Below are 22,508 nucleotides of genomic sequence, written 5' to 3' on the forward strand. Positions count from 1 at the left end.
CTCGCCGCATGAGCGTAGGAGATGTGGGAGAAAAGTGGAGTTGTGGAGGCTTAGCCCAGTAGTCCCTGGGCCTTCATCGCCGCGAGCAGCTCGGGGTTCTCGAACGCCGACCCGATGGCGAGGCCTCGCGCGCCCGCGGCGATGAACTCGGCGCCGTTCGAGGCGCTGATCCCGCCCGTCGCGACGAACTTCGCCTCGGGGAACGGCGCGAGCTGGGCGGTGATCCACGAGGCGCCGAGCTCGGCCGCGGGAAAGGCCTTGACCCACTGCGCGCCGGCGAGCAGGGCGCGATGGATGTCGCTCGAGGTGGCGACACCCGGCAGGTGAGGCACGCCCAGCTCGATCGAGAGCGCAATGATGTCGGTGTCGGTTCCCGGCGCGACTGTGAACTGCGCCCCGGCATCGACGGCGCGACGCAGCTGCTCGGGCGTGCGCACGGTTCCGGCGCCAATCAGCCGACCCTCGCCGCGTTCAGCCGCAGCCGCGGCGAGCGCGTCGAAGGCCGCGTCGTTCTGCACGGGCACCTCGACCGCCACGACGCCCGCGTCCCAGGCGGCACGGCAGAGCCGCACGGTGTCGGCAGGAGACTTGCCGCGGAAGATTCCCATCACGCGAGTGCTGGCGAACGCGAAGTCGAACATGTCATTCATTGCTGGTCCTCCGAAAGATAGGCCTGGATCTCGTCGGCGGCGGGCACCTCGGGACAGTCGCCGACGATCTGGACGGTGCGGGACGCGAGCAGATGGCCGATTAGCAGGCACTCGCGCGCCGCACGATCGTCGAGATATCCGCTGAGCCAGCCGGCGGCAAACGCGTCGCCCGCACCAACGGGTTCGACGACCTCGACGCGCCGCGAGGGCACGCGTACCGTCCCCTCGGCGGAGAACGAGACGGCCTCGATCGCGGCGTCCTTCACGACGAGAATCCGTGGCTCGGGCAGGAAGTCCCGCACGTCTTCGGCGGTGGCCGTGCCCCAGAGCTCCTCAGCCTCGTCGCGTCCGACGAAGACGATGTCGGCCCGGCGCGCGAGCCCGGCCAGGACCCCGGCGGCCTCGCCGATGTCGCGCCAGAGCGCGGGACGATAGTTCACGTCGAAACTGACGGTCGCTTCGAACTCCATGACGGCTTCCGTCAGCTCCCGACAACTCTCGCTCAGAGCGGGCGTGATGCCGCTGATGTGCACGAGTCGCGCGTCACCTGTGATCACCCCGGGAGTCATGCGCGCGGCGGCGGATCCCCGGCGGTAATAGTGCACGCGAGTCGACTCCCCCTGCGGGTTCTTCACAAAGATGCCCGTGGGCGCGTCGCCCGACAGCGTCACGGCGCCGAGGTCGACACCCGCGGCCGCGAGCTCGTTCGTGATGATCTCGCCGAACGGATCCGCGCCGACGGCGCTCACCCAGCGGACCGAGTGACCGAGGCGGGCGAGCGATGTCGCCACGTTCGATTCGGCGCCCGCGACGCGCAGCACCATGCGGCTCTTGTCCGTGATGGGCTTCGCGTCGTCCGGCACGAGCGCGACCATGGTCTCGCCAATCGTGATGGCGTCGAAGGGGGTCATGCCATCCATCATATAATTATTATGAATTATTGAGGAGGCGGGATGACGAGCTACAACGGCCGCGGTCGACACGGCCTGGTGGTCGATGCGATAGGCCGCGCGATCGTCCGAGGCGATATCGCCGAGGGCGAGACGCTCGACCTCGATCGAGTCCAGGTGGACCACGACGTCAGCCTCACCGTCGTGCGCGAGGCGCTCAAGGTGCTCGCCGGCAAGGGGCTCGTCGATGCCCGTCAGCGCCGTGGCACCTTCGTGCAGCCACGAAGCAGCTGGAACCTGCTGGATCCGGACGTCCTCGCGTGGGAGATCACGCCCGAGACGCTCCCCCACATGCTCCGAGAGCTCGATGAGATCCGCGCGATCTTCGAGCCTGCAGCGGCGGAACTCGCGGCCGAACGCCGGAACGACGACGATGTGACCGCCCTCCGCGAGGCGTTCGCCGAGATGCAGCATGCAAGGGATTCGGCGGGGGAGACCGCGGCGGACCTCGCGTTCCACCGCGCGATCTTCCGCGCGACGAAGAACGACCTCCTGGCCCGCGTGCAACTGCTTACGCGCTCCCTCTTCGAGGAGCGCGACCGCGTCGTGCACGCGCAGGTGCCGGGGTCCGCCGCGCTCGCGTTACACGCGACCCTGCTCGACGCGATCGCCGCGGGCGACGCAGCCGCCGCGCGGAGCGCCACCGATGACCTCCTGGGACGAGCGTCGGACGACGCCGTCGCCGCACACACGAAAGTACGCCCGTGAAGATCGAACGCATCGAAACCTTCCTGGTCGCCCCGCGGTGGCTGCTCTGCCGCATCGAGACCGACACGGGGCTCGTCGGCTGGGGCGAGCCGTCGCTCGAGGGCCGCGCCCGCACGGTGCAGACCGCCGTCGAGGAGCTACGCCCGCTGCTGATCGGCAGGGATCCGTCGCGCATCGAAGACCTGTGGATCCACATGACGCGCGGCACCTTCTACCGCGGCGGCCCGATCCTCTCGAGTGCCGTCGCCGGCATCGACCAGGCGCTGTGGGACATCAAGGGGAAGATGCACGGGGTGCCCGTGCACGAACTCTTCGGCGGCCCCGTGCGTGACCGGGTGCGCTACTACTCGTGGGTCGGCGGTGACGAGCCCGCCGAGATCGCGGACGCGGTGCGCGAGCAGGTGGAGAAAGGATCCACCGCCATCAAGATGAATGCGATCGGTCGGACTCGCGCGATCTCGACGAACGCCGAGCTCGATAGCGTCGTGGCCCGCGCCGAGGAGGCGCGCTCGGCGCTGGGTCGCGAAGGCGACTTCGCGATCGATTTCCACGGACGCATGTCGATCGTGGACTCGCGCCGCATGATACCGCGCCTGGCCGAGACCGGACCGCTCTTCATCGAGGAGCCCGTCGTGCCGGAGCAGACGCATCTGCTTCCCCAGCTCACGAACCTCGGCGTGCCGATCGCGACGGGTGAACGACTGTTCAGCCGCCAGGATTTCCTGCCTGCCTTTGAAGCGGGCATCTCGGTTGCTCAACCCGATATCTCCCACGCGGGCGGCATCTCCGAGGTCGCGCGCATCACGACGATGGCCGAGGTATGGGGCGTACACGTGGCGCCGCACTGCCCGCTCGGCCCGATCGCGCTTGCCTCGAGCTTGCAGATCGCGTTCGCGAAGCACAACTTCCTCATCCAGGAGATCAGCGCCGGCATTCACTACAACAAGGGCGCCGACCTGCTCGACTACCTCGTCGACACCTCGGTGTTCACGACCGAGAACGGCGCAATCCCGCGCCTCACCAGCCCGGGCCTCGGCATCGAGATCGACGAGGCCGCCGTCCGCGCCGCGGACAAGGCAGAATTCGAATGGATCTCGCCGACCTGGCGCGATGACGATGGCGCCTTTGCAGAATGGTGATCAGCATGACCTGGAAGACAATCTCCCTCACCCCGCACGAACTCGGCGAGGGTCTCCGCCTCGTCGACGGCGCACCCCATTGGGTGAACCTCCTTGCCGGCGAGCTGTACGCGCATCGTGAGGGTTCGACGGCGCTCGTCCGCAAGGAGGCCGCGCCGCTCGGCTTCGCCGACCGCGCGCCCGACGGAACACTCATCGGTATCCTCGGCACGAGCCTCGTCTCGCTCGCGGGCGACGCACGCGCCATCGGCGACACGGGCCTCGACCTCGCATCGAACCGCGTCAACGACGGCGATATCGCCGCCGACGGGTCCGTCTGGTTCGGCACGATGCCGTGGCAGGGTGCCGCAGGCGAGGGATTCGTGTGGCGTTACAGCCCGGCCACCGGCGAGATGACGCGCGAGATCGACGGGCTCGCGATCCCCAACGGCCCGACCTTCCTCCCCGGCGGCGAAAGCTTCCTCCTCGCCGACAGCCCGCGCGGCGTGATCTACGAGGTCCCCGCCACCGCGCCGGACCACCGCCGCGTGTTCGCGAAGGTCGAGGGCGGATCCCCCGACGGCATCCATGTCGACGGAGAGGGCCGCATCTGGAACGCCGTGTGGGGCGGCTCACGCGTCGATGTTTACGAGCCGACGGGCGCGCTGCTGCACTCGATCGCGGTGCCGGTTTCGCAGCCGACGAGCGTGCTGGTTCACGACGGCCACGTGTACGTCACCTCGGCGACGTCGGATCTGACCGAACCGAACGAGTTCGACGGCCACACGCTGGTCGCGCCGCTCGATGACGTCATCTAAGTAATGCAAGACGCTCTTCCCTGACTGGGGGAAGAGCATCTTCCATTACCAGAAGCTCAGGACGACGCCTTCTTGACGCTCCAGCCGCCGTCGACCGGCAGCTCGACGCCCGTGATGAACGAGGCGCGATCCGAGCAGAGGAACGCGATCGCCTCACCGACCTCTGACGGGTCTCCGAGGCGGTCCGCCGCGGTCGCCTCCGCCGATAGGCGGCGGTCTTCGTCACCGATCTCGGCCCACGCCGCGGTCAGGACAGGCCCGGGAAGCACGGCGTTGACGCGGATCGTGGGCCCGTACTCGACGGCCAGCTGGCGGGTAAGCCCCGTCAGCGCGGTCTTCGTCGCGGCGTATGCCGGCCGCCCCGGCAGACCGAAATGCGCGTGCACGGAGGAGACGAACACGACCGACGCGGCGTCGTTCTCACGGAGCTGCGGCAGCAGGGCCTTGAAGCCGAGGAATGCGCCCGTGAGGTTCACGCTCAGCTGGCGCTCCCAGCTCTCGAGCGAGGTCTGCTCGATGTCGACGATCTCGACGGTGTAGGCGTTGCTCACGAGCGCGTCGGCGGGACCGAACGTCCTGCGGCACTCGTCGGCGGCCGCCCGCCATTCGTCCGGGTCGGAGACATCCATGACGCGCGCGGCGGCCTTTCCACCTGCCGCCAGGATTTGGTCACAGGTCTCGAGGACCTCAGGCGAACGGTCGATGAGGAACACGTTGGCGCCTGCCTCGGCCATCACCGCCGCGGTCGCGGCACCGATGCCGCCTGCGGATCCTGTGATCACTGCGGTCTTCGTCACGTCGTTGCTCCTAAGCTGCGAGGATTTCGGCATTCATCGCCCGCTGCCACTCGCGCAGCTGCCACATCGGGTGATGAGGCGCGGCGTTCGAGCAGAGGACCATGCCCCATACGCCGCGCGCGAGCGCGGTGCGGATCCCGTGCTCGGCGAGTCCGCGACCGATCTCGCCCTCTTCGAAGGTGCCGTGCAGCGGCGTGTATCCGATCCAGCCCTCGCCGACCATCGCCGGGATGCCGCGCCAGCGGGCCCACTCGGCGATCGCGATGACGCGCGACTCGATCTCCCGGGCCATGACCTCGGCGAATGGAGCGTAGTGTTCGTTCAGCCAGCCATCCCACGCCTCAGGATCAACCCAGTCGTAGCCGTAGACCATCTGGTCGGTGATGACGGTGGCGCGCATCTTCCAGTCGAGCGGGCGGCCGTACTCGCCGAACGCCGGGGCGTCGCGCCGCATAAGCGATCGCAGGGTCGCGTTCGGGAAGTCCTCCGTACCTTCGGATCGAATATCGATGCGCTTCTGCAGTTCGTCGAGCACGCCGTAGCTGTAGATGTGGAACTGCGCCGTGCCGAGCTCTTCGGGGACCTCGTGCATCGACAGGTGCGGCGGCTTGCCATAGCTGGCGGTCACCAGCAGGTCGGGATGTGCCTCCGCGAGACCCGCGACGGCTGCACGGCCGGCGGGCAGCGTGATGTCGGGCAGGATCGAGAAGTCGACCTCGTTGTGCACCTCGACGAGCGCGATCATGTCGCGGAAGCCGGCCTCCGTGAGCCAGACGATCATGCGGGTCCAGGCGGCGGCGAGGGCGTCGTAACGCCCATCGAGAGCGATGGCGTCCATTGCCTCGAACCAGCGCGGCGAGGCGGCGAATGATGCCGATTGCTGGTACTCCCAGCTCGCGAGCACGATGACCAGATTGTGGCGGCGCGCGGCCTCGAAGAGCTGGCGCGTGCGCGCGAACATGTCGACGCGGAAGCCGCCCGCTGTGTCGTACCAGCGGGTGCGCTGACCGTAGAAGCCGCCATCGGGAGCGGGTCCGAGCCCCTCGATCTCCAGATCCCGGGCGAGGTCGTCGAGGCCGAGCCCGCCGAACATCAACATGGGTGCGGCACAGATGCGGATCGCGTTGTAACCGAGCGACGCGGCGTCGGCGACGACGGCGTCGAGGTCTTCGTAAGGCTGTCCAGGGCCCGCCTGCGTATACCACGAAAAGTCCCACAGCGTGATCGTGAGCCGCTGCGGCAGATGCGCCGGCACGACGCCGGTCAGCTGCGAGTGGTCGCGGGCGATCGTGCCCGCGCCGAGATAACGCTCTGTCATGGGGGCTCCGTATCTGTCTAGGTCCACGCTCACCCGGTACGGCCTCGCCACCGAGCAGACCTTCACGTTACCGAGTTCCTCGAGCCCCGAGCATGGCCGTTCTCACCACTTACATGGACGATCCGATGATGTTGCGTGGCAGGATTGCCGTATGGAACTCGCAGACGGCTTCGATCGCCAACGTATGAGCGTGCTACCGCGTCCGATCGCCGAACGGGCGCTCGGCCAGGCCGTCACCCAGCGCATGTTGGTCACCGACGCAGGGTATTTCCCACAGGCGCGTCATCATGGACGGCATCGTCCCGAGGGGTCCCGCGAGACGATCGTGATCGTCTGCGGATCCGGCTCTGGCTGGGCCGAGATCGACGGGATGCGCACCCGGATCACGCGCGGAACCGCGCTCGTGATCCCCGAGGGCGTCGCGCATTCATACGGAGCCTCGGACTCCGATCCCTGGACGATCTGGTGGTGCCACGTGCGCGGCACCGACGTGCCCGAGCTCATCAACGCGGCGGGCATCACCCGCGGCTCGCGCACTGTCGCGCTTCGCGCGGTCGAGCGCGCGACCGCGCTTCTCGACGAGATGGCTGTCTCGCTCTCTCGCGACACGACGCCGGCGCGGATCCTGGCGGCGTCGGGCATTGCGTGGCATCTGCTGACGATGCTCGCCGCCGATCGTTCCCTCCCCGCAGAGGGAACGCCGCTGGAACGCGCCATGCGCTACCTCGAGGAGCGGATCGACTCGCAGGTGCAGGTACCCGAGCTCGCCGACCTCGTCGGTGTCTCGCCCTCCCACCTCGCATCGCTGTTCCGCGAGGCCACGGGCGGCGGGGTCCTCGCACATCACAACGCCCTCAAGATGGCGTATGCCCGCACCCTGCTCGACACCACGTCGCTGTCGATCGCCGAGATCGCACAGGCGGTGGGTCGCGACGATCCGTTTTACTTCTCGAGGCAGTTCAGCCGCGTGCACGGCGTGAGCCCCCGCGCGTATCGCGCGCTGCGCAAGGGGTAGGGCCAAAGGGGCCGGGAAGAACCCCGGCCCCTGCGTTTAGCCCTTCGTCGCCCCCGCCGTCAAGTCCGCGCGCCAGAATCGCTGCAGACTCGACATCAAGGCGACGAGGATCAGCGCCGAGACGGCGGATCCCATCACCACGAGCGCGTAGAACATCGGGTCGCGCTGCGTCTGGCCGTTCCACAGGGTCAGGCCGAGCGTCACGGGGAAGGACTTCGTGTCGTCCAGCATGACGAGCGGCAGCAGGTAGTTGTTCCAGATCGTGACGAACTGGAAGAGGAAGATCGTCACGAACGCCGGCGTCATCATGCGCGACGCGATCTGCGCGAAGATGCGGATCTCGCCCGCGCCGTCGAGACGGGCGGCCTCGATGACCTCGTCCGGCACCGACGCGCTCGCGTGGATGCGCGCCAGGTAGACGCCGAAGGGGCTCACCATGCTCGGCAGGAGGACCGACCAATAGCTGCCGACCAGCCCGACCTCGTTCATGAGGAAGTACAGCGGAAGCGCGATGACGGTTGCGGGAACGAGGACACCACCGAGGATGACGCTGAAGAGCGCCTCGCGGCCCCGGAACGGATACTTGGCGATCGCGTAGCCGCAGGCTGCCGCGAGCACCATCGCGACGAGCGCGCCGAGCCCCGAGTAGATCACGCTGTTGACGAGCCAGCGCGTGAAGACGCCGCCGTCCTGCGTGAACAGCGCGACCAGGTTGTGCCAGGCGGCCGGGGTGTCCGAGAACCACAGGCCGAAGGTGCCGAAGAGGTCGGCAGGCGACTTCGTCGCGGCGATGATCACCCAGATCAGCGGCAGAAGAAAGTAGACGGCCGCGACGATGAGGACCAGGTTGACGGCGTAGACGCTGGGTCCGGCGGGTTGGCGGCGACGGCGCGGGGCATTGTCGCCGACCGTCAGGGCGCGCGTTACGTTGCGAGTTGCGGTCACCATGCGCGGTTCCCCTTTCGGTTGACGAATCGCAGGAATCCGAACGACACGACAAAGCCGAGCAGTGCGACGATCACTGCCATCGCCGAGGCGAGGTTCGAATTGCCCTGTGCGAACGCCTGGTTGTATGCGGCGAGATTCGGGGTGAAGGTCGTGCCGATCGCCGTGGTAAGCGGTCGCAGCACGAGCGGCTCGACGAAGAGCTGCAGCGTGCCGATGATGGTGAACACGGTGACGAGGATCACCGAGGGACGCACGAGCGGAAGCTTGATGTGCAAGATGGTCGCCCACGCCGACGCACCATCGACTCGCGCCGCCTCGTACAGTTCCGAGGGAATGGCGTCGAGCGCCGAGGACAGGATCACCATGTTGTATCCGGCGAAGCCCCAGAGGGAGATGTTCGCGATCGCGAAGAGGACCACGCTCGACGACAACGGGTTGACGTCGATCCCCCAGTTGCTGAGCACCTGCAGGATCGGGCTCGTAGCAGGCACGTAGAGGAAGCCCCAGAGCAGCGTCGCGACGACGCCCGGGACGCCGTACGGCGCGAACGAGATGATGCGGAAGACCCGCGGGAAGCGTGCGCTCGCGGAGTCGAGCAGGAGCGCGAGACCCAGCGCGGTGACGACCATGAGCGGGACGAGGATCGCGGAGAACAACAGCAGACGCAGCAGACTCTGCGAGAAGGTTGGATCCGAGAACGCGCGCACATAGTTGTCGAAGAAGGCGAACTTGGTCTCGGGCGCTCCGAAGCCGAGTCCCGAGCTTTCCGTGGCGAACAGGCTCTGCACAACGGCATACACGATCGGGGCGATGAAGAATGCCGCGAACATGATGACGAAGGGCAGGATGAGTACCCAGGCCGCGCGGGGAATGCGCGCCCGGGTGCGATGAGTGCGTGTTGCCACGGTCTCCTCCAAGGGGTCGGGGGCGGACGCCGAGCTCGGCGCGCCGCCCCCGATCGGATCGATCAGTTGACGGAGATGCCGCGCTCTTCGAGCGCCGCGATCATGTCTTCCTGGGTCTTGTTGTAGGCGTCGACAAGCGGCTTGCCGCCGTCGACGGAGGCCTTGACGTTGTCGACGAGGTCGGCGAACAGGGTCGACGACAGCGGCGGCCAGGTCCACGAGGTGTCGACGGCCTTGTCAGACTCGGCGAAGACGTCCCAGATGTTCTGTCCGCCGTAGAAGTCGAAGACCTCCGAGTCCTCGAGAGCCGTGATCTCGGAGATGTCGTCGATGGCGGGCCACCCGGCGCCGACCTCGGTCAGCAGATTGACGCTGGTGGGGTTCGAGTTCATCCACACCGCGAACTCAGCCGCTTCCTTCGGGTGCTTCGAGCCCTTGAGCACGGCGCTGGCGGATCCGCCAGCCCACGTCGCGGATACGTTCTCGTCCGCGTTCCACTGCGGAACAGGACCGACTGCCCAGCTGCCCGCGAGGTCCGGCGCGGTGCCGCGCAGGATCGCATCGGCCCACGAACCCGAGATCCAGGTGAGGACCTTGCCGCTCTGAATGTCAGCGTTCCACTCGCTCGACATGTCGGCCTCGACCTTGACGAGATCCTCGTCCACGAGCTTCTGCCAGAACTCGGCGACCTTGAGCGTGTCGGCGCCATTGATGTCCACGGTCCAGGCGTCGTTCTCGGGAGTGAACCACTGCGCACCGCCCTGCTGAGCGAGACCGATCATCCAGGGCGCCTGGTTGAACGCGAACGCGGCGATGTATGCACCCGACTCGCGAACCGTCTTCGCGGCCTCGTAGAACTCGTCCCACGTCTCCGGGTACTCGATGCCGAGCTCCTCGAAGACATCGGCGCGGTAGAACTGGCCGAGCGGGCCCGATGCCTGCGGAATCGAGTAGACCGAACCGCCGAAGACACCGGTCTGCCACTGCCACTCGGTGAAGAGATCGGCGTCGTCCTCGACGTACTCGGTGATGTCCTCGAGTGCGTCGTTGATGAGGAAGTCAGGAATCGCGTCGTAGCCGATCTGCGCGACATCCGCGGCGTTGCCCGCCTGCACGGCCGACTGCATGGTCGCGTATCCGCCGTCCGGACCCGCTGTCACGGTCTCGAGTGTGACGTGCACATCGTCATGAGCCTCGTTGAACGCGTCGACCACCTGGTCGATGTTCGGGACCCAGGATTGGAAGGTGAGTTCGACGGGGCCGTCCGACGACGAGTCGTCCGATGAACATGCGGCAAGGGACACCGCCGTCGCCATGACGACGGATGCTGCGAGCCAGCGGCGGCTCAGAGGTGATATAGACATGGACGCTCCTTCGCGCGGAGTCGGGGATGGATATTTCCCCAGGGACATCGCACGATGTTACGCGGGAAATATGCGACAAAACATGGGTACTTCGCGTGTTCACATGGATGATTCGCCACTCTTATGAAATATTCATCGTGACGCCGAGGCGTGGTCAAGGAATCACTATCCATTAAGTGAGACGGGTGCCGTTCACCAGGGCGAACGGCACCCGTCTCACTGGCGCTATCTCAACGGTGACTGTCACAGCGTCGCTACGCGAAAGCCCGGGTCGCCACCGGGCGCACGATCGCCGAACGTACCTCGAGCACGGGCGTCTCGCTCTGCGGGCGCACACGCTCGTCGACGTACACCTCGGTGGCCGGTTCCCAGGCGAACGCGCGGAGGGTGAGCGGCGTCTCCTCGAGCTTCTCCGCATACGGCGCGAGATCGATCTCCAGCATGCGGCCGTACCAGTACTGGTCGGCGATCAGCTCATCGCCCACGTACGCGCGGATGACGTCGCCCGTCCAGTCGAGCGACAGGATCGCGCGATCCGCGGTCAGCGCCTCGGCCGGGACCGACACCTCGATGCTCGCCGCGCCCGAGAAGTCGACGGGCGCCGAGAGGCGACCGGAGGATCCCGCGCGGCGCACCGGTGCGACCGGCGCGGATCCGAATGCCGGAACCTCGAGAGCGCGCTCGGCGGGCGCGGCGGGAACCGCGTACCGTGCGAAGACAGATCCCTCGCCGCTCAGGCGCTCCGCACCCTCGAGCGGCGGGAAGACGTCGAGTTCCTGCCCGGCGGATCCGAGGACGGCCTCGAAACCGCGCTCGCCGAACCAGCCGCCGCCTCGCCACAGCACGACGGAGTCGCGTCCGTCGATGTCACCGCGCCACACGGATTCGGCCGTCGCACCATCAAGGAACACGAGGGTCGTGTCACCGATGCGTACCTCGCGGCCGAGGCCCCGCGCCGCGTCCGGGCGGAGCACGAGCACCTCACCGTCCGAGATCGCCGTCGCACCCTCGACGTCTCCCGCGGATCCCTCGAGTTGGATCTCCACGTCGATCCCCTCGCTCGCCGCGAAGAGCACGACGGGACCGTTCGGGCCCTCGAACTCAGTGACCGGCTGGGCGGTCACCGACGCGGCGGCCAGGGATCCGAAGCGCTGACGCAGCGGCCAGGCGAAGTACGCACCCGAGGCCAGCGAGACCGGCGATGTCGGGATCGTAACGCTCGCGTCGTCGAACTCGACGGTGAACTGCACGTCGTCGAGTGCGGGGAGCGCCGCGATCGCGGGCTGGTGGTTGTTGGCGAAGAGGAAGGCGCTCCGGCCGTTGGAGCGCACGGCCCAGCGCGGGGATCCCTCGTGCTGCTCCGGGATCGTCGTCACCGAGTCGGCGATCGCGGATCCGAACGACGACAGCATGAGGTGCTGCTGGCGAAGCAGGTGGTAGTGGCGGCGCTGGCTGCCGACCGTGCCGAGCGGCGCATGGAAGTCGTAGTCGCGCGCGGGGACGTCGTTCGGGTAGCCCGTGTCGTGTGATTCCTGCAGGCCCATCGCCTGAAGGCCGCCGTGGTACATGTAATAGCCCTGCCACGACGATCCGCTCCCGACCTTCGTCAGGGCGAGCGCCGCGACGTCATCGGAATCGACGAGCGGACGTCGGTGATAGGCGACCGCCATGCCGCCGCCCAGCTCGCACGTGACGAACGGCCACGGGTCGCCCGTGCCGAGGTTCGCGTCGTCGTCGATCTCGACCGGCGCGTCCCGGAGATCGGCGCCGACGGTGAGATCGTCGCGCACCGTGTTGTAGGTGAAGTGCATGACGCCGAAGCCCGGCCAGCCCGTCGTGCTCTCCTCCCAGAAACCGTCGGAGTATCCCGCGTACACCGGTAGCACGCGCCCGTACGGAAGCTCCGCGCCGCCCCAGCCCGTCGCCGTCCAGAGGCTCGCGCGCATGCCGACCTCCTCCGCGATGGTGCGGAGTGTCGCGAGGTGCGGACCGTTGTCGTAGAGCTCGTTGTCGACCTGGATGCCGATGATCGGGCCGGCGGGGTTGTCGGCCGTGTGGAAGAGTCCCCGCACCTGCTCCTCGATCGCGGCGTACCACGTGCGGGCGTACGCCAGGTAGGCGGGGTCATCTGAGCGGTGCCGCATCGGCATCGCCTGGAGCCAGTCGGGGAAGCCGCCGTTGCGCGCCTCGCCGTGGGCCCACGGCCCGATGCGGAGCATGACCTTGAGCCCCACGCGGTCGGCGATCTCGATGAAGCGGCGCACATCACGGTGCCCGTCCCATCGCACCTCCCCCTCGACATCCTCGTGGATGTTCCAGATCAGGTAGGTCGCGAGCACGCTGATGCCGCCGGCCTTCAGCTTCCGCAGCTCCGTCTCCCAGCGTTGCGGCAGGTCGCGGCTGAAGTGGTACTCGCCCATCACGGGGATCCACGGGGTACCGTCAACCGTGACGTATCGGCTGGTGAGCCTGATGCTCTGTTCGACGCTGCGGTCGTCGCCCATTTCGAGGGGCGTCTCGGTCGCCGGCTTCGGCGCGGTGACGCGCACGACGTTCGTGGTGGCTTCGGTCATCGGGATGTTCACTCGCTCGAAGCTATCGAGCTTCGCCCCGCTTCCCCATCGACAAAGGAACGGGGAACATGGACAACACGCTGATGTCGACGTCGGGACACGCGACGGACGACACCAGACCCGGAAGAATCACGAAAATCGGAAGGACCCCCGCAGGATTCCCGAGTCTCGTGATTTCTCCGAGATCGGGGACGCTATCGCGCGGATTCGCGGACGTACTTCACGACCTCGTCGGCGCCCGCCTCGACCACGTCGAGAGTGTCGTCGAAGCCGCTCCGCGTGCCGTACCAGGGATCGATCACGTCGCGGGTCGTGGATCCGGGAACGAAATCCATCCAGAGCCGCGTGCGTTCCGGATCCGCACCCCGGCGGATAAGCGCCGCGCGGTGCGTTTCCGTCATCGCGAGGATCAGGTCGGCTTCGAGGTCGTCGGTGTCGTCGACCCAGCGCGCCGTGCGGCGCGGTACCTCGTACCCGCGGATCCGCAGCGCGTCGGCCGCGCGCGGGTCGATCGGGTTGCCGAGTTCCTCGTCGCTGATGCCCGACGAGACCACCTCGACATCGAGGCCGGCCGCCGCGAGGCGGTCGCGCAGCACCACCTCGCCCATGGGCGAGCGGCAGATGTTCCCGGTGCAGACGACCACAATGCGCGAAATACTCACGCTGAGAGCCTACTTCGCGCGCCGAAGCGCGCACCAAACTCGGAGAAATCACGAGAATCGGAGCGATTCGAACAGAAGCCCCGACTGCCGTGATTTCTCCGGTATGCGTGACACGAGCACCGCGCCGCCACGCGCACGCGACACCAAACTCGGAAGAATCACGAGAGTCGGAGGGAATCGCTCAAAGGCTCCGACTCCGGTGATAGTTCCGAGATCCGTGCCTGCAGAGGCAGCGTGCGACCGTGCCGTCGCGACACCAAACTCGGAAGAATCACGAGAGTCGGAGAAATTCGGGGATAATCCCCGAGACTCGTGATTTCTCCGAGACTCGTGGTGGGCTGGGCGTCGCGCGAGCACGCGCACGCGGCACCAAACTCGGGAGAATCACCAGAATCGGAAGGATTCGGGCAGAAGCCCCGACTGCCGTGAAGCGAGCACGGCGCCGCCACCCGAGCCGACACCAAACTCGGAAGAATCACCAAAGTCGGAGGAATCCGGGCAGATGCCCCGAGACTCGTGATTTCTCCGACATCCGTGACGGCGGGGGCCCCGATGCTACCCCCGGGGCCCCCGGTACAGCACGACGTCGGTCTGACGCCGCACGCGGGTCGTGCCCTTAAGCGTCACGACTCCGCCGGCGGCGTTGGTCGCGAAGACGCGGGCGCCGGGGCGGTTGTCGCGCTCCTCCTGCAGCTGCACGCGCAGGCCGGCTACCTCGGCCGAAAGTTCCTGCACCTGGTTTTCGAGGTCGAGCATGCGCTGGATCACCGCGAGGGGCACGCCCTCGCTCGACAGGCCCGCGACCTCGCGGAGCTGCACGATGTTGCGGGCCGAGTAGCGCCGGGATCCGCCGCGCGTGCGGCCCGGGACCACCAGCCCGATGCGGTCGTATTGCCGAAGGGTCTGCGGGTGCAGGCCCGAGAGCTCGCTCGCGGCCGCGATCGGGAAGATCGGGTCGCGTTCGGTCACACCCTCTGGAAGCTGCATCTCTCCGCTCCTTCGATTGCGTGTCCCAGTTTGTGCGGGAATAGCGGCGCTATTCCCGCACAAACTGGGACATGGTTAGTGGGCGAACAGGCCCGCGCGCGGGTTCTCGTTCGGCTCGAGCGCGCGGTAGGCCTCGAGGGCCTCGCGCTGGGCATCGCTCAGGTGCGCGGGCACCGCGACCTCGACCTCGGCGAGCAGGTCTCCCGTGCCCTTCGTGGTCTGGATCCCGCGGCCCTTCACGCGGAGCACGCGCCCCGACGGGGTGCCGGGGGCGACGCGCAGCTTGACGCGGCCGCCGTCGAGCGTCGGCACCTCGATCGTCGCGCCGAGCGCGGCCTCCGTGAAGGTGACCGGCACGGTAAGACGCACGTTCAGCCCGTCGCGGCTGAAGACCGGGTGCGAGCGCACCGTGACCTCGACCACGATGTCGCCCGCGTCCCCGCCGTTCGGCGAGGGGCGACCGCGGCCGCGCAGACGGATCTTCTGCCCATCTGCGACACCCGCGGGGATCTTGACCTTGAAGGTCTTGCCGTCCTCGCCCTTCAGCGAGATCGTCTCGCCCTTCGCCGCGTCGAGGAAGTCGAGCGTCGTGCGGGCGCGCACGTCGGCTCCCTTCTGGGGGCCGCCGAAGCCGCCGAAGCCGCCGCGGCGGGATCCCCGGCCCTGATTGAACATCGAGAAGAGATCATCAAAGCCGGGGTCGGCCGCGCCGCCCCCGCCGCCTCGCTGGAAGCGGCTAAAGACGTCTTCGAACCCACCAGAACCGGATCCGCCCGCAGTGAAGCGCGCGCCCGAACCCATCGCACGGAGTTCGTCGTACTCCTTGCGCTGTTCCGGATCCGACAGAACCGAATACGCCTCGCTGATGTCCTTGAACTTCGCCTCGGCCGCCGCGTCTCCGGGGTTGGAGTCGGGGTGGTACTTGCGGGCGAGCTTTCGGTACACCTTTTTCAGCTCGGCTGCCTCAACCGTCTTCTCGACGCCGAGGATCTTGTAAAAGTCCTTGTCGAACCAGTCCTGACTGGCCATCGATCGCCTTTCCGAGAGTTACCGATTATTCGGCGGGAACCGCCACGACCACCTTGGCCGGGCGAAGCTCGACGCCGCCGAGGCGGTATCCCACCTCCACGACCTCGAGGATGGTCGCCTCCGTGACGCCGGGGGTCGGCGCCTGGAAGACGGCCTCGTGCTGCTGCGGGTCGAAGGCCTCGCCGGCCTCGCCGTAGACCGTGACGCCCGTATCGGTCGCCACCGCGCGCATCTTGTCGGCGACGATCGCGAACGCGGATCCCTCTTCGAGGTCGCCGTGCTTGGCCGCGCGGTCGAGGTCGTCGAGGACGCCGAGCATACGCTTCGCGACGTCGCCCTTCGCCCGCTCGATGTCGAGCTGACGCTGGTCTTCCGTGCGGCGACGGTAGTTGGCGTACTCGGCCTGAATGCGCTTCAGGTCGTGCAGGAGCTGCGTCTCGTAGTCGCTCTTCTCCTGCTCCACGGCCTCGTCGGTCTGTTCCGCGTCGAGGATGTCGTCGACAGTAAGACCGTCCTCAGCAGATGCGCCCGTGGCGGGGGCTTCGTCAGCCCCCGCCTCGGTGCCCTGCTGGACCTGGTCTTCGCCGTCGCCCGGCTCGATCGGGTCCTGAGCAGTCATTACTTCTTCTCGTCCTCTTCGTCGACGACCTCGGCGTCAACAACGTCCTCGTCGCTCGAGGCCTCGGCCTGCGGCTCCGAAGCCTCCTGCTGCGACTGGGCGTAGAGTGCCTCGCCGAGCTTCGACTGCGACTCGTTGAGCTTGTCGAACGCCGCCTTGACGGCGTCGTCGTCCTCTCCCGCGAGCGCCGTCTTCAGAGCGTCAACGTCGGCCTGAACCGAGGTCTTGACGTCTTCCGGCAGCTTGTCGGCGTTCTCGTCGAGCAGCTTCGCGACCGAGTACGCGAGCGTCTCGGCGCGGTTGCGCTGGTCGAGGGCCTCGGCGCGCTTCTTGTCTTCCTCGGCGTGCTCTTCGGCCTCGTGCACCATGCGCTCGATGTCGTCCTTCGAGAGCGACGAGCCGCCCGTGATGGTCATCGACTGCTCCTTGCCCGTGCCCTTGTCCTTGGCGGACACGTGCACGATGCCGTTCGCGTCGATGTCGAAGGTGACCTCGACCTGCGGCATGCCGCGGGGCGCCGGGGCGATACCGGTGAGCTCGAAGGTGCCGAGCGGCTTGTTGTCACGGGTGAACTCGCGCTCGCCCTGGTAGACCTGGATCGCGACGGAGGGCTGGTTGTCCTCCGCCGTGGTGAAGGTCTCGCTGCGCTTGGTCGGGATGGCCGTGTTGCGCTCGATGAGCTTGGTCATGCGACCGCCCTGCGTCTCGATACCGAGCGACAGCGGGGTCACGTCGATGAGCAGAACGTCCTTGCGCTCGCCCTTCAGCACGCCGGCCTGCAGCGCGGCACCGACGGCGACGACCTCGTCAGGGTTGACACCCTTGTTGGCCGACTTGCCGGTCTCCTTCTCGACGAGCTCCGCGATCTGCGGCATGCGGGTCGAGCCACCGACGAGCACCACGTGGGCGATGTCGGCGAGCTTGACGCCGGCCTCGGCGATGACGTCCTGGAACGGCTTCTTCGTGCGCTGCACGAGGTCGGCGGTGAGCTCCTCGAACTTGGCGCGCGAGAGCGTCGTGTTGAGCGACGCGGGGCCCTCGGCGGTCAGCGAGAGGTAGGGAAGGCTGACGGTCGTCGACTGGGCGCTCGAGAGCTCCTTCTTCGCCTGCTCCGCGGCCTCCTTGAGGCGCTGCAGGGCGATCTTGTCGCCCGAGACATCGACGCCCGTGTCCTTCTTGAACTCGTCCTTCAGGTAGTCGACGACGCGCTGGTCCCAGTCGTCGCCACCGAGGCGGTTGTCGCCCGAGGTCGCGCGGACCTGAATGGTCGAGAAGTCGTCGTCCTTGCCCACCTCGAGCAGCGAGACGTCGAAGGTTCCGCCACCGAGGTCGAAGACCAGGATGAGCTCGTCTTCCTGGCCCTTGTCGAGGCCGTAGGCGAGGGCGGCGGCGGTCGGCTCGTTGACGATGCGGAGCACGTTGAGGCCCGCGATCTCACCGGCCTCCTTCGTCGCCTGACGCTCGGAGTCGTTGAAGTAGGCGGGGACCGTAATGACGGCGTCGGTGACGGTGTCACCCAGGTATGCTTCGGCGTCGCGCTTCAGCTTCTGGAGGATGCGCGCCGAGATCTCCTGCGGCGTGTACTTCTTGCCTTCGACGTCGAACGTCCAGTCGGTGCCCATGTGACGCTTGACCGAGGCGATCGTCTTGTCGACGTTCGTGACGGCCTGGCGCTTCGCGGTCTCGCCGACGAGAACCTCGCCGTCCTTCGCGAATGCGACGATCGAGGGGGTCGTGCGAAGACCCTCGGCGTTGGCGATAACCTTCGGCTCGCCACCCTCGAGAACGGCAACGACCGAGTTCGTCGTTCCGAGGTCGATACCCACAGCACGTGCCATGACTTGCTCCGTTTCGTTGAGGAACTCGCGAGACTTGAGTCGCGATGGCTCAACTATACGACGACCTCACGAACGTGTCAAAAAAGTTGAGCCGGTTCGACTCAAGTTCATAAGTAGTTCACACGTTCGTGAGGTCGGCGAGGAGTTACTGCACGGCTTCGGGGCCCTTCTCGCCCGTGCGGACGCGGATCACCTCGAGCACGTCGGTGACCCAGATCTTGCCGTCGCCGATGGCGCCGGTGCGGGCCGCATCCTCGATCGCCCCGAGGGCGGTGTCGAGCTTCTCGTCGGTGACGACGATCTCGATGAGGATCTTCGGCAGGAAGTCGACCTTCACGCGCTGCGAGCGGTAGACCTCGACCTTGCCGGACTGGGCGCCGCGGCCCTTCGCGTCGACGATCGTCATGCCGGTCACGCCGACCTCGTCGAGAGCGTTCTTCACGGGATCCAGCGCGCTGGGCTGGACGACTGCGGAAATGAGCTTCATGGCTTTTCCTTCTGGCTAGGAGCGAATGTCGTCGAAGTCGTACGCGGTCTCGGCGTGGAGGGTGCGGTCGAGGCCCGCGCTCTCGACCGAGTCCGGCACGCGGAGGCCGATGGTCTTCTTGATGGCGAAGGCGATGATGCCCGTCACCACGAAGGTGTACACGAAAACGATCGCGACGGCGAGCGCCTGGATCCCAAGGAGGTGGAAGCCTCCTCCGTAGAAGATGCCGGTCTCGCCGGTCGGCGACGACGGATCCGCGAGGAAGCCGATCGCGAGGGTCCCGAAAATACCGGGGAACATGTGGATCGCGACGGCGTCGAGCGCGTCGTCATAACCCAGCTTCTCCTTGAGCCCCAGGGCCCAGAACGCGATCGCGCCGCCGAAGAGGCCAATGACGAGCGCCGAGAGCGGCGACACCGAGGCGGCCGCCGGGGTGATCGCGACGAGGCCCGCGATAATGCCCGAGATCGCGCCGAGCGAGGTGGCGACCTTGCGGGTCGCGCGCTCGACGATCAGCCATCCGATGAGGCCCGTGCACGCGGCGATGAGGGTGTTCGTCAGCGCGACGCCGGCGCTGTCGTTGATGCCTCCGGAGGATCCGCCGTTGAAGCCGTACCAGCCGACCATCAGCAGGCCCGCGCCCACGAGGGCGATCGGCAGGTTGCCGGGGCGGCCGACGTTCGGGAAGTCGCGGCGCTTGCCGAGGAAGAGGGCGAGCACGAGGGCGGCGACGCCGGCGTTCATGTGCACCGCGGTTCCACCCGCGAAGTCGACGGCCTTGAGCTTGTTGGCGATGAAACCACCGATGACGGATCCGTCACCCGAGTCGAACGCGAACACCCAGTGCGCGACGGGGAAGTAGACGAGCGTCGCCCAGATGCCGGCGAACACGAGCCAGGCCGAGAACTTCATGCGACCCTCGACGGCGCCGCCGATGATCGCGACGGTGAGGCCCGCGAAGATCAGCTGGAAGACCGCGATGAGGATCGCGGGCACGGCGCCCTCGGGGGTCTCCTGGCCGAGCAGCGACTGGATCCCGAACAGGCCGTCAGGGTTGCCGAGCAGGCCCGCTCCCCCGATCGAGTTGCCGAGCGTGAGGCCGTAGCCGTAGAGCACCCACAGCACGGCCGTGACCGCGAAGCCGCTCAGCACGATGATCATCGTGTTGAGGATGTTCTTGGTGCGGGACAGGCCGCCGTAGTAGAGGGCGAGGCCGGGCACCATGAGGGTGACCGCGACGGTGGCAGTGAGCATCCAGCCGGTGTTGATGGCCGAGGACATGTCCATGGGTGCTCCTTTCGAGGGGTTAGCGGGTAAGTAGGTGTTCGAGCACGTCGGCGAGCGCGACGACGCCCGCGGCGACGTCGGCGGGCTCGGCGTGCTCCGCGGGGGTGTGCGAGGCGCCGCTGGGGTTGCGGACGAAGAGCATGCCCGAGGGCACGACCTCGCTCAGCACACCGGCGTCGTGGCCGGCGCCGGTGTCAAGCACGGGTGCGCCCGGCAGCGCCGACGCCATCGCGTCGCGCAGCTCGGCGTCGAAGTCGACGGTGGGTGAGAACGACTGCTCCGTGACGGTGACGGTGCATCCCTCAGCCTCAGCCGCCGCAACGGCAGCCGCCGTCACGCCCGCCACGATCGTGCGCACCTCGGCGTCGCCGCGGTGGCGCACGTCGAGCCAGAGGTCGACGGCCGAGGCGATGACGTTCGTGCCGCCGGGGGTGACCTGCACGCGCCCGACGGTGCCGCGCGCCTCGTCGATCGCGAGGGTCTGTTCGCGCAGGCTCTCGATGACGCGGGCGGCGACGACGACCGGATCCTGTCGGTCGGCCATGCGGGTCGCGCCCGCGTGGTCGCCGCGTCCGTCGATGCGCACGTGCCAGCGGCCATGCGCGATGATGCCGCCGGCGAGGGCGACGGGCCGGTCGAGGTCGATGAGGCCGCGGCCCTGCTCGACGTGCAGCTCGACGAAGGCGCCGAGCGCCGCGAGACGCTCCGGATCCGGCCCGATGAGCGACGGGTCGAAGCCCGCGCCGCGGGCGGCCTCGTCGTAGGTAATGCCGCGCGCGTCCGTGAGGCCGTGCACGGTCGCCGGATCCGAGACGCCCGTCGCGAGACGGGATCCGAGGCAGGCGATCCCGAAGCGGGATCCCTCCTCCTCCGGGAAGACCGCGACCGCGAGGGCGCGGGCGGGCTTCACGCCGCGGCCGACGAGGACGTCGACGGCCGCGAGGGCGCTCGCGACGCCCAGTGGGCCGTCAAAGTTGCCGCCGCCGGGCACCGAGTCGAGGTGGGATCCGGTCGCGATCGCGCCGTCCCGGCCGAGGCCGGCCGGATCCCACCACGCCCAGATGATGCCGTTGCCGTCGGTCTCGAGCTCGAGGCCGCGGCGCTCCGCGTGGCGCATGAACCAGCGGCGCAGCTCCATCTCGGGCTCGGAGAAGACGGGGCGGCTGTATCCGCCGCGCTCCGCGTCGACGCCGATCCGTTCGATCTGGCAGAGGAGCTCGTTGGCATCGGCGAAGGCCATCATGCGGGGATCCTCTCGAAGCGCTGGCCGGTCGCGCGGAAGCGGTCGCCCGCGATCCCGGATCCGGCGACGAGGTCGTAGACCAGCTCGCCAAACAGCGGGGCGAACTTCGCGCCCTGGCCGCTGCAGGGCGAGATGATCGTGATGCCCTCGGCGCGGTCGATGATCATGTCGTCGCGCGGCACGTTCGTGAACAGGCAGGTCGTCTCGGCGTACGACGCGGCCTCGAGGCCCGGCGTGAACTCGCGCACGAAGTCGGTGACGCGCACGCGGTTGGCGGGGTCGATGATGCCGTCCTGCGCGTAGGCCGAGGCGATGCGCTTGCCGCCCATGTATTCGGCGACCTTCTGGCCCGCGAAGTCGGCGTCGCGGCCTCCCGGGAGGCCGTAGACCTGGATCCGCTCGCCCTTGTAGATGAAGGTCGGCCAGCTCGTGGCCGCGCCCGCGGGCGTCTCGCCGCGGTCGGCGGCCGAGAGGTAGGGGAAGTGGTACGCGTTCTCCTGCATGACCTCGAGCTCGGGGATCGCGAAGGCGTCCGAGACGTCGGTGTCGGCCAGGAGCGACGGCAGCCATCCGCCCGCGGCGATGATGACCTGCTCGGCGTGCACGGCCTCGCCCGTCGACGACGTGACGACGTAGCCCGACGAGGCGCGGCGGATGCTCGCGACCTCCCACCCCGTCTTCACGACCGCGCCGGAGGCGGCGGCGAGCTCGACCATCGCCTCGACCGAGCCCTCGGCGTCGATCACGCCGGCGCCCGGGTGCCAGAGCACCTCGCCGTCGAACGAGAGCTGCGACCAGCGGGATCCGGCCTCCTCCTGCGAGAGCAGCTCGTGCTCGATCCCGTGGGTTTCGAGCCCGCCCGCGAGCCCGCGCGGGTTGCGGATGGATCCGAAATCGAGCGAGCCGCTCGGCGTGATCAGGCGCTTGCCGGCCACCGCCTCGAGCTCGTCCCAGCTGCGGCGCGCGTCGGCGACGAGGCCGACGTAGAACGGATCCGGGTATGCGTACCGGAAGATGCGTGCGGATCCGTGGGAGGATCCGAGCGCCGATGCGGGCACATCGCGCTCGAGGAGGACGACGCTCTCGCCCTGCTGGGCGAGGCGCCAGGCGACCGACGAGCCGGCGAGGCCGGCGCCGACGACGGCGTAGGTGGCGGACTCTGCGGTCCGCTGCGAGGAGGCGACCACGGGTA

21 protein-coding genes are annotated in these 22,508 nt (G+C 67.9%); 4 read left to right on the forward strand and 17 right to left on the reverse strand.

Features of this window, described 5'->3' with window-relative positions; genetic code table 11:
• Positions 1-50: 50 nt before the first annotated feature.
• The gene (locus DTO57_RS11070; RefSeq protein ID WP_114118282.1) at positions 51-650 is read right to left on the reverse strand and encodes a bifunctional 4-hydroxy-2-oxoglutarate aldolase/2-dehydro-3-deoxy-phosphogluconate aldolase; all 600 of its coding nucleotides are present in this window, start codon (positions 648-650) and stop codon (positions 51-53) included.
• Positions 647-1,561 (reverse strand): sugar kinase, encoded by a 915-nt coding sequence (locus DTO57_RS11075; RefSeq protein ID WP_114118283.1) that lies wholly within the window; start codon positions 1,559-1,561, stop codon positions 647-649. The genes DTO57_RS11070 and DTO57_RS11075 overlap by 4 nt, the downstream gene beginning before the upstream one ends.
• A 42-nt stretch (positions 1,562-1,603) precedes the next feature.
• On the opposite strand from DTO57_RS11075, the gene DTO57_RS11080 reads away from it, so the two are divergent.
• Genes DTO57_RS11080 through DTO57_RS11090 form a run of 3 tightly spaced genes read left to right on the forward strand, consistent with a single transcriptional unit; the run spans position 1,604 to position 4,244 of the window.
• On the forward strand, positions 1,604-2,308 hold the full coding sequence (locus DTO57_RS11080; protein ID WP_114118284.1) for a FadR/GntR family transcriptional regulator: 705 nt from the start codon (positions 1,604-1,606) through the stop codon (positions 2,306-2,308).
• Positions 2,305-3,447, forward strand: coding sequence for a galactonate dehydratase (dgoD, locus tag DTO57_RS11085; RefSeq protein ID WP_114118285.1), 1,143 nt, complete (start codon positions 2,305-2,307; stop codon positions 3,445-3,447). The genes DTO57_RS11080 and dgoD overlap by 4 nt, the downstream gene beginning before the upstream one ends.
• Before the next feature lie 5 nt (positions 3,448-3,452).
• Positions 3,453-4,244 carry an SMP-30/gluconolactonase/LRE family protein gene (locus DTO57_RS11090; protein WP_162785754.1) on the forward strand — a complete coding sequence of 264 codons (792 nt, stop codon included), beginning with the start codon at positions 3,453-3,455 and terminating at the stop codon, positions 4,242-4,244.
• 56 nt (positions 4,245-4,300) lie between these two features.
• On the opposite strand, the gene DTO57_RS11095 is transcribed toward DTO57_RS11090, so the two are convergent.
• Both DTO57_RS11095 and DTO57_RS11100 read right to left on the reverse strand, forming a co-directional pair.
• A complete protein-coding gene (locus DTO57_RS11095) occupies positions 4,301-5,041 on the reverse strand; it encodes an SDR family NAD(P)-dependent oxidoreductase (RefSeq protein ID WP_229730405.1) in 741 nt (246 codons plus the stop codon).
• 10 nt (positions 5,042-5,051) lie between these two features.
• The gene (locus DTO57_RS11100; protein WP_114118288.1) at positions 5,052-6,359 is read right to left on the reverse strand and encodes a cellulase-like family protein; all 1,308 of its coding nucleotides are present in this window, start codon (positions 6,357-6,359) and stop codon (positions 5,052-5,054) included.
• A gap of 151 nt (positions 6,360-6,510) precedes the next feature.
• On the opposite strand from DTO57_RS11100, the gene DTO57_RS11105 reads away from it, so the two are divergent.
• Positions 6,511-7,374: an AraC family transcriptional regulator gene (locus tag DTO57_RS11105; RefSeq protein ID WP_114118289.1), complete on the forward strand. Its 864-nt coding sequence runs from the start codon at positions 6,511-6,513 to the stop codon at positions 7,372-7,374.
• Positions 7,375-7,410: 36 nt separating this feature from the next.
• Here the strand turns inward: DTO57_RS11105 and DTO57_RS11110 are convergent, their stop codons facing one another.
• From DTO57_RS11110 to DTO57_RS11170, 13 genes are all read right to left on the reverse strand, one after another.
• A complete protein-coding gene (locus DTO57_RS11110) occupies positions 7,411-8,322 on the reverse strand; it encodes a carbohydrate ABC transporter permease (protein ID WP_114118290.1) in 912 nt (303 codons plus the stop codon).
• Entirely contained in the window at positions 8,316-9,227 is a 912-nt protein-coding gene (locus DTO57_RS11115; protein WP_229730406.1) for a carbohydrate ABC transporter permease, read from the reverse strand. Before DTO57_RS11115 ends, DTO57_RS11110 begins: the two co-directional genes overlap by 7 nt.
• Before the next feature lie 62 nt (positions 9,228-9,289).
• Positions 9,290-10,591, reverse strand: coding sequence for an ABC transporter substrate-binding protein (locus DTO57_RS11120; protein WP_162785755.1), 1,302 nt, complete (start codon positions 10,589-10,591; stop codon positions 9,290-9,292).
• Between the two features lie 254 nt (positions 10,592-10,845).
• The gene (locus DTO57_RS11125) at positions 10,846-13,164 is read right to left on the reverse strand and encodes a beta-galactosidase (protein ID WP_162785756.1); all 2,319 of its coding nucleotides are present in this window, start codon (positions 13,162-13,164) and stop codon (positions 10,846-10,848) included.
• A gap of 194 nt (positions 13,165-13,358) precedes the next feature.
• The gene (locus DTO57_RS11130) at positions 13,359-13,826 is read right to left on the reverse strand and encodes a low molecular weight protein-tyrosine-phosphatase (protein WP_229730407.1); all 468 of its coding nucleotides are present in this window, start codon (positions 13,824-13,826) and stop codon (positions 13,359-13,361) included.
• 555 nt (positions 13,827-14,381) lie between these two features.
• Positions 14,382-14,813 (reverse strand): heat shock protein transcriptional repressor HspR, encoded by a 432-nt coding sequence (locus DTO57_RS11135; protein ID WP_114118294.1) that lies wholly within the window; start codon positions 14,811-14,813, stop codon positions 14,382-14,384.
• 75 nt (positions 14,814-14,888) lie between these two features.
• Positions 14,889-15,842, reverse strand: a complete 954-nt coding sequence (locus DTO57_RS11140) for a DnaJ C-terminal domain-containing protein (RefSeq protein WP_114118295.1) — start codon at positions 15,840-15,842, stop codon at positions 14,889-14,891.
• 25 nt (positions 15,843-15,867) lie between these two features.
• Entirely contained in the window at positions 15,868-16,461 is a 594-nt protein-coding gene (locus tag DTO57_RS11145; protein WP_114118296.1) for a nucleotide exchange factor GrpE, read from the reverse strand.
• Positions 16,461-18,299, reverse strand: coding sequence for a molecular chaperone DnaK (gene dnaK, locus DTO57_RS11150; protein ID WP_114118297.1), 1,839 nt, complete (start codon positions 18,297-18,299; stop codon positions 16,461-16,463). The genes DTO57_RS11145 and dnaK overlap by 1 nt, the downstream gene beginning before the upstream one ends.
• A gap of 145 nt (positions 18,300-18,444) precedes the next feature.
• On the reverse strand, positions 18,445-18,786 hold the full coding sequence (locus DTO57_RS11155; RefSeq protein ID WP_114118298.1) for a P-II family nitrogen regulator: 342 nt from the start codon (positions 18,784-18,786) through the stop codon (positions 18,445-18,447).
• Between the two features lie 15 nt (positions 18,787-18,801).
• Positions 18,802-20,073: an ammonium transporter gene (locus DTO57_RS11160; RefSeq protein ID WP_114118299.1), complete on the reverse strand. Its 1,272-nt coding sequence runs from the start codon at positions 20,071-20,073 to the stop codon at positions 18,802-18,804.
• Between the two features lie 19 nt (positions 20,074-20,092).
• Complete coding sequence (locus DTO57_RS11165; protein ID WP_308420499.1) at positions 20,093-21,316, reverse strand: allantoate amidohydrolase; 1,224 nt, start codon at positions 21,314-21,316, stop codon at positions 20,093-20,095.
• Positions 21,313-22,503 carry an FAD-dependent oxidoreductase gene (locus tag DTO57_RS11170; RefSeq protein ID WP_114118301.1) on the reverse strand — a complete coding sequence of 397 codons (1,191 nt, stop codon included), beginning with the start codon at positions 22,501-22,503 and terminating at the stop codon, positions 21,313-21,315. The genes DTO57_RS11165 and DTO57_RS11170 overlap by 4 nt, the downstream gene beginning before the upstream one ends.
• Positions 22,504-22,508: the final 5 nt, after the last annotated feature.

The organism is Microbacterium sorbitolivorans, from assembly GCF_003327285.1.
Taxonomy (GTDB): domain Bacteria; phylum Actinomycetota; class Actinomycetes; order Actinomycetales; family Microbacteriaceae; genus Microbacterium; species Microbacterium sorbitolivorans.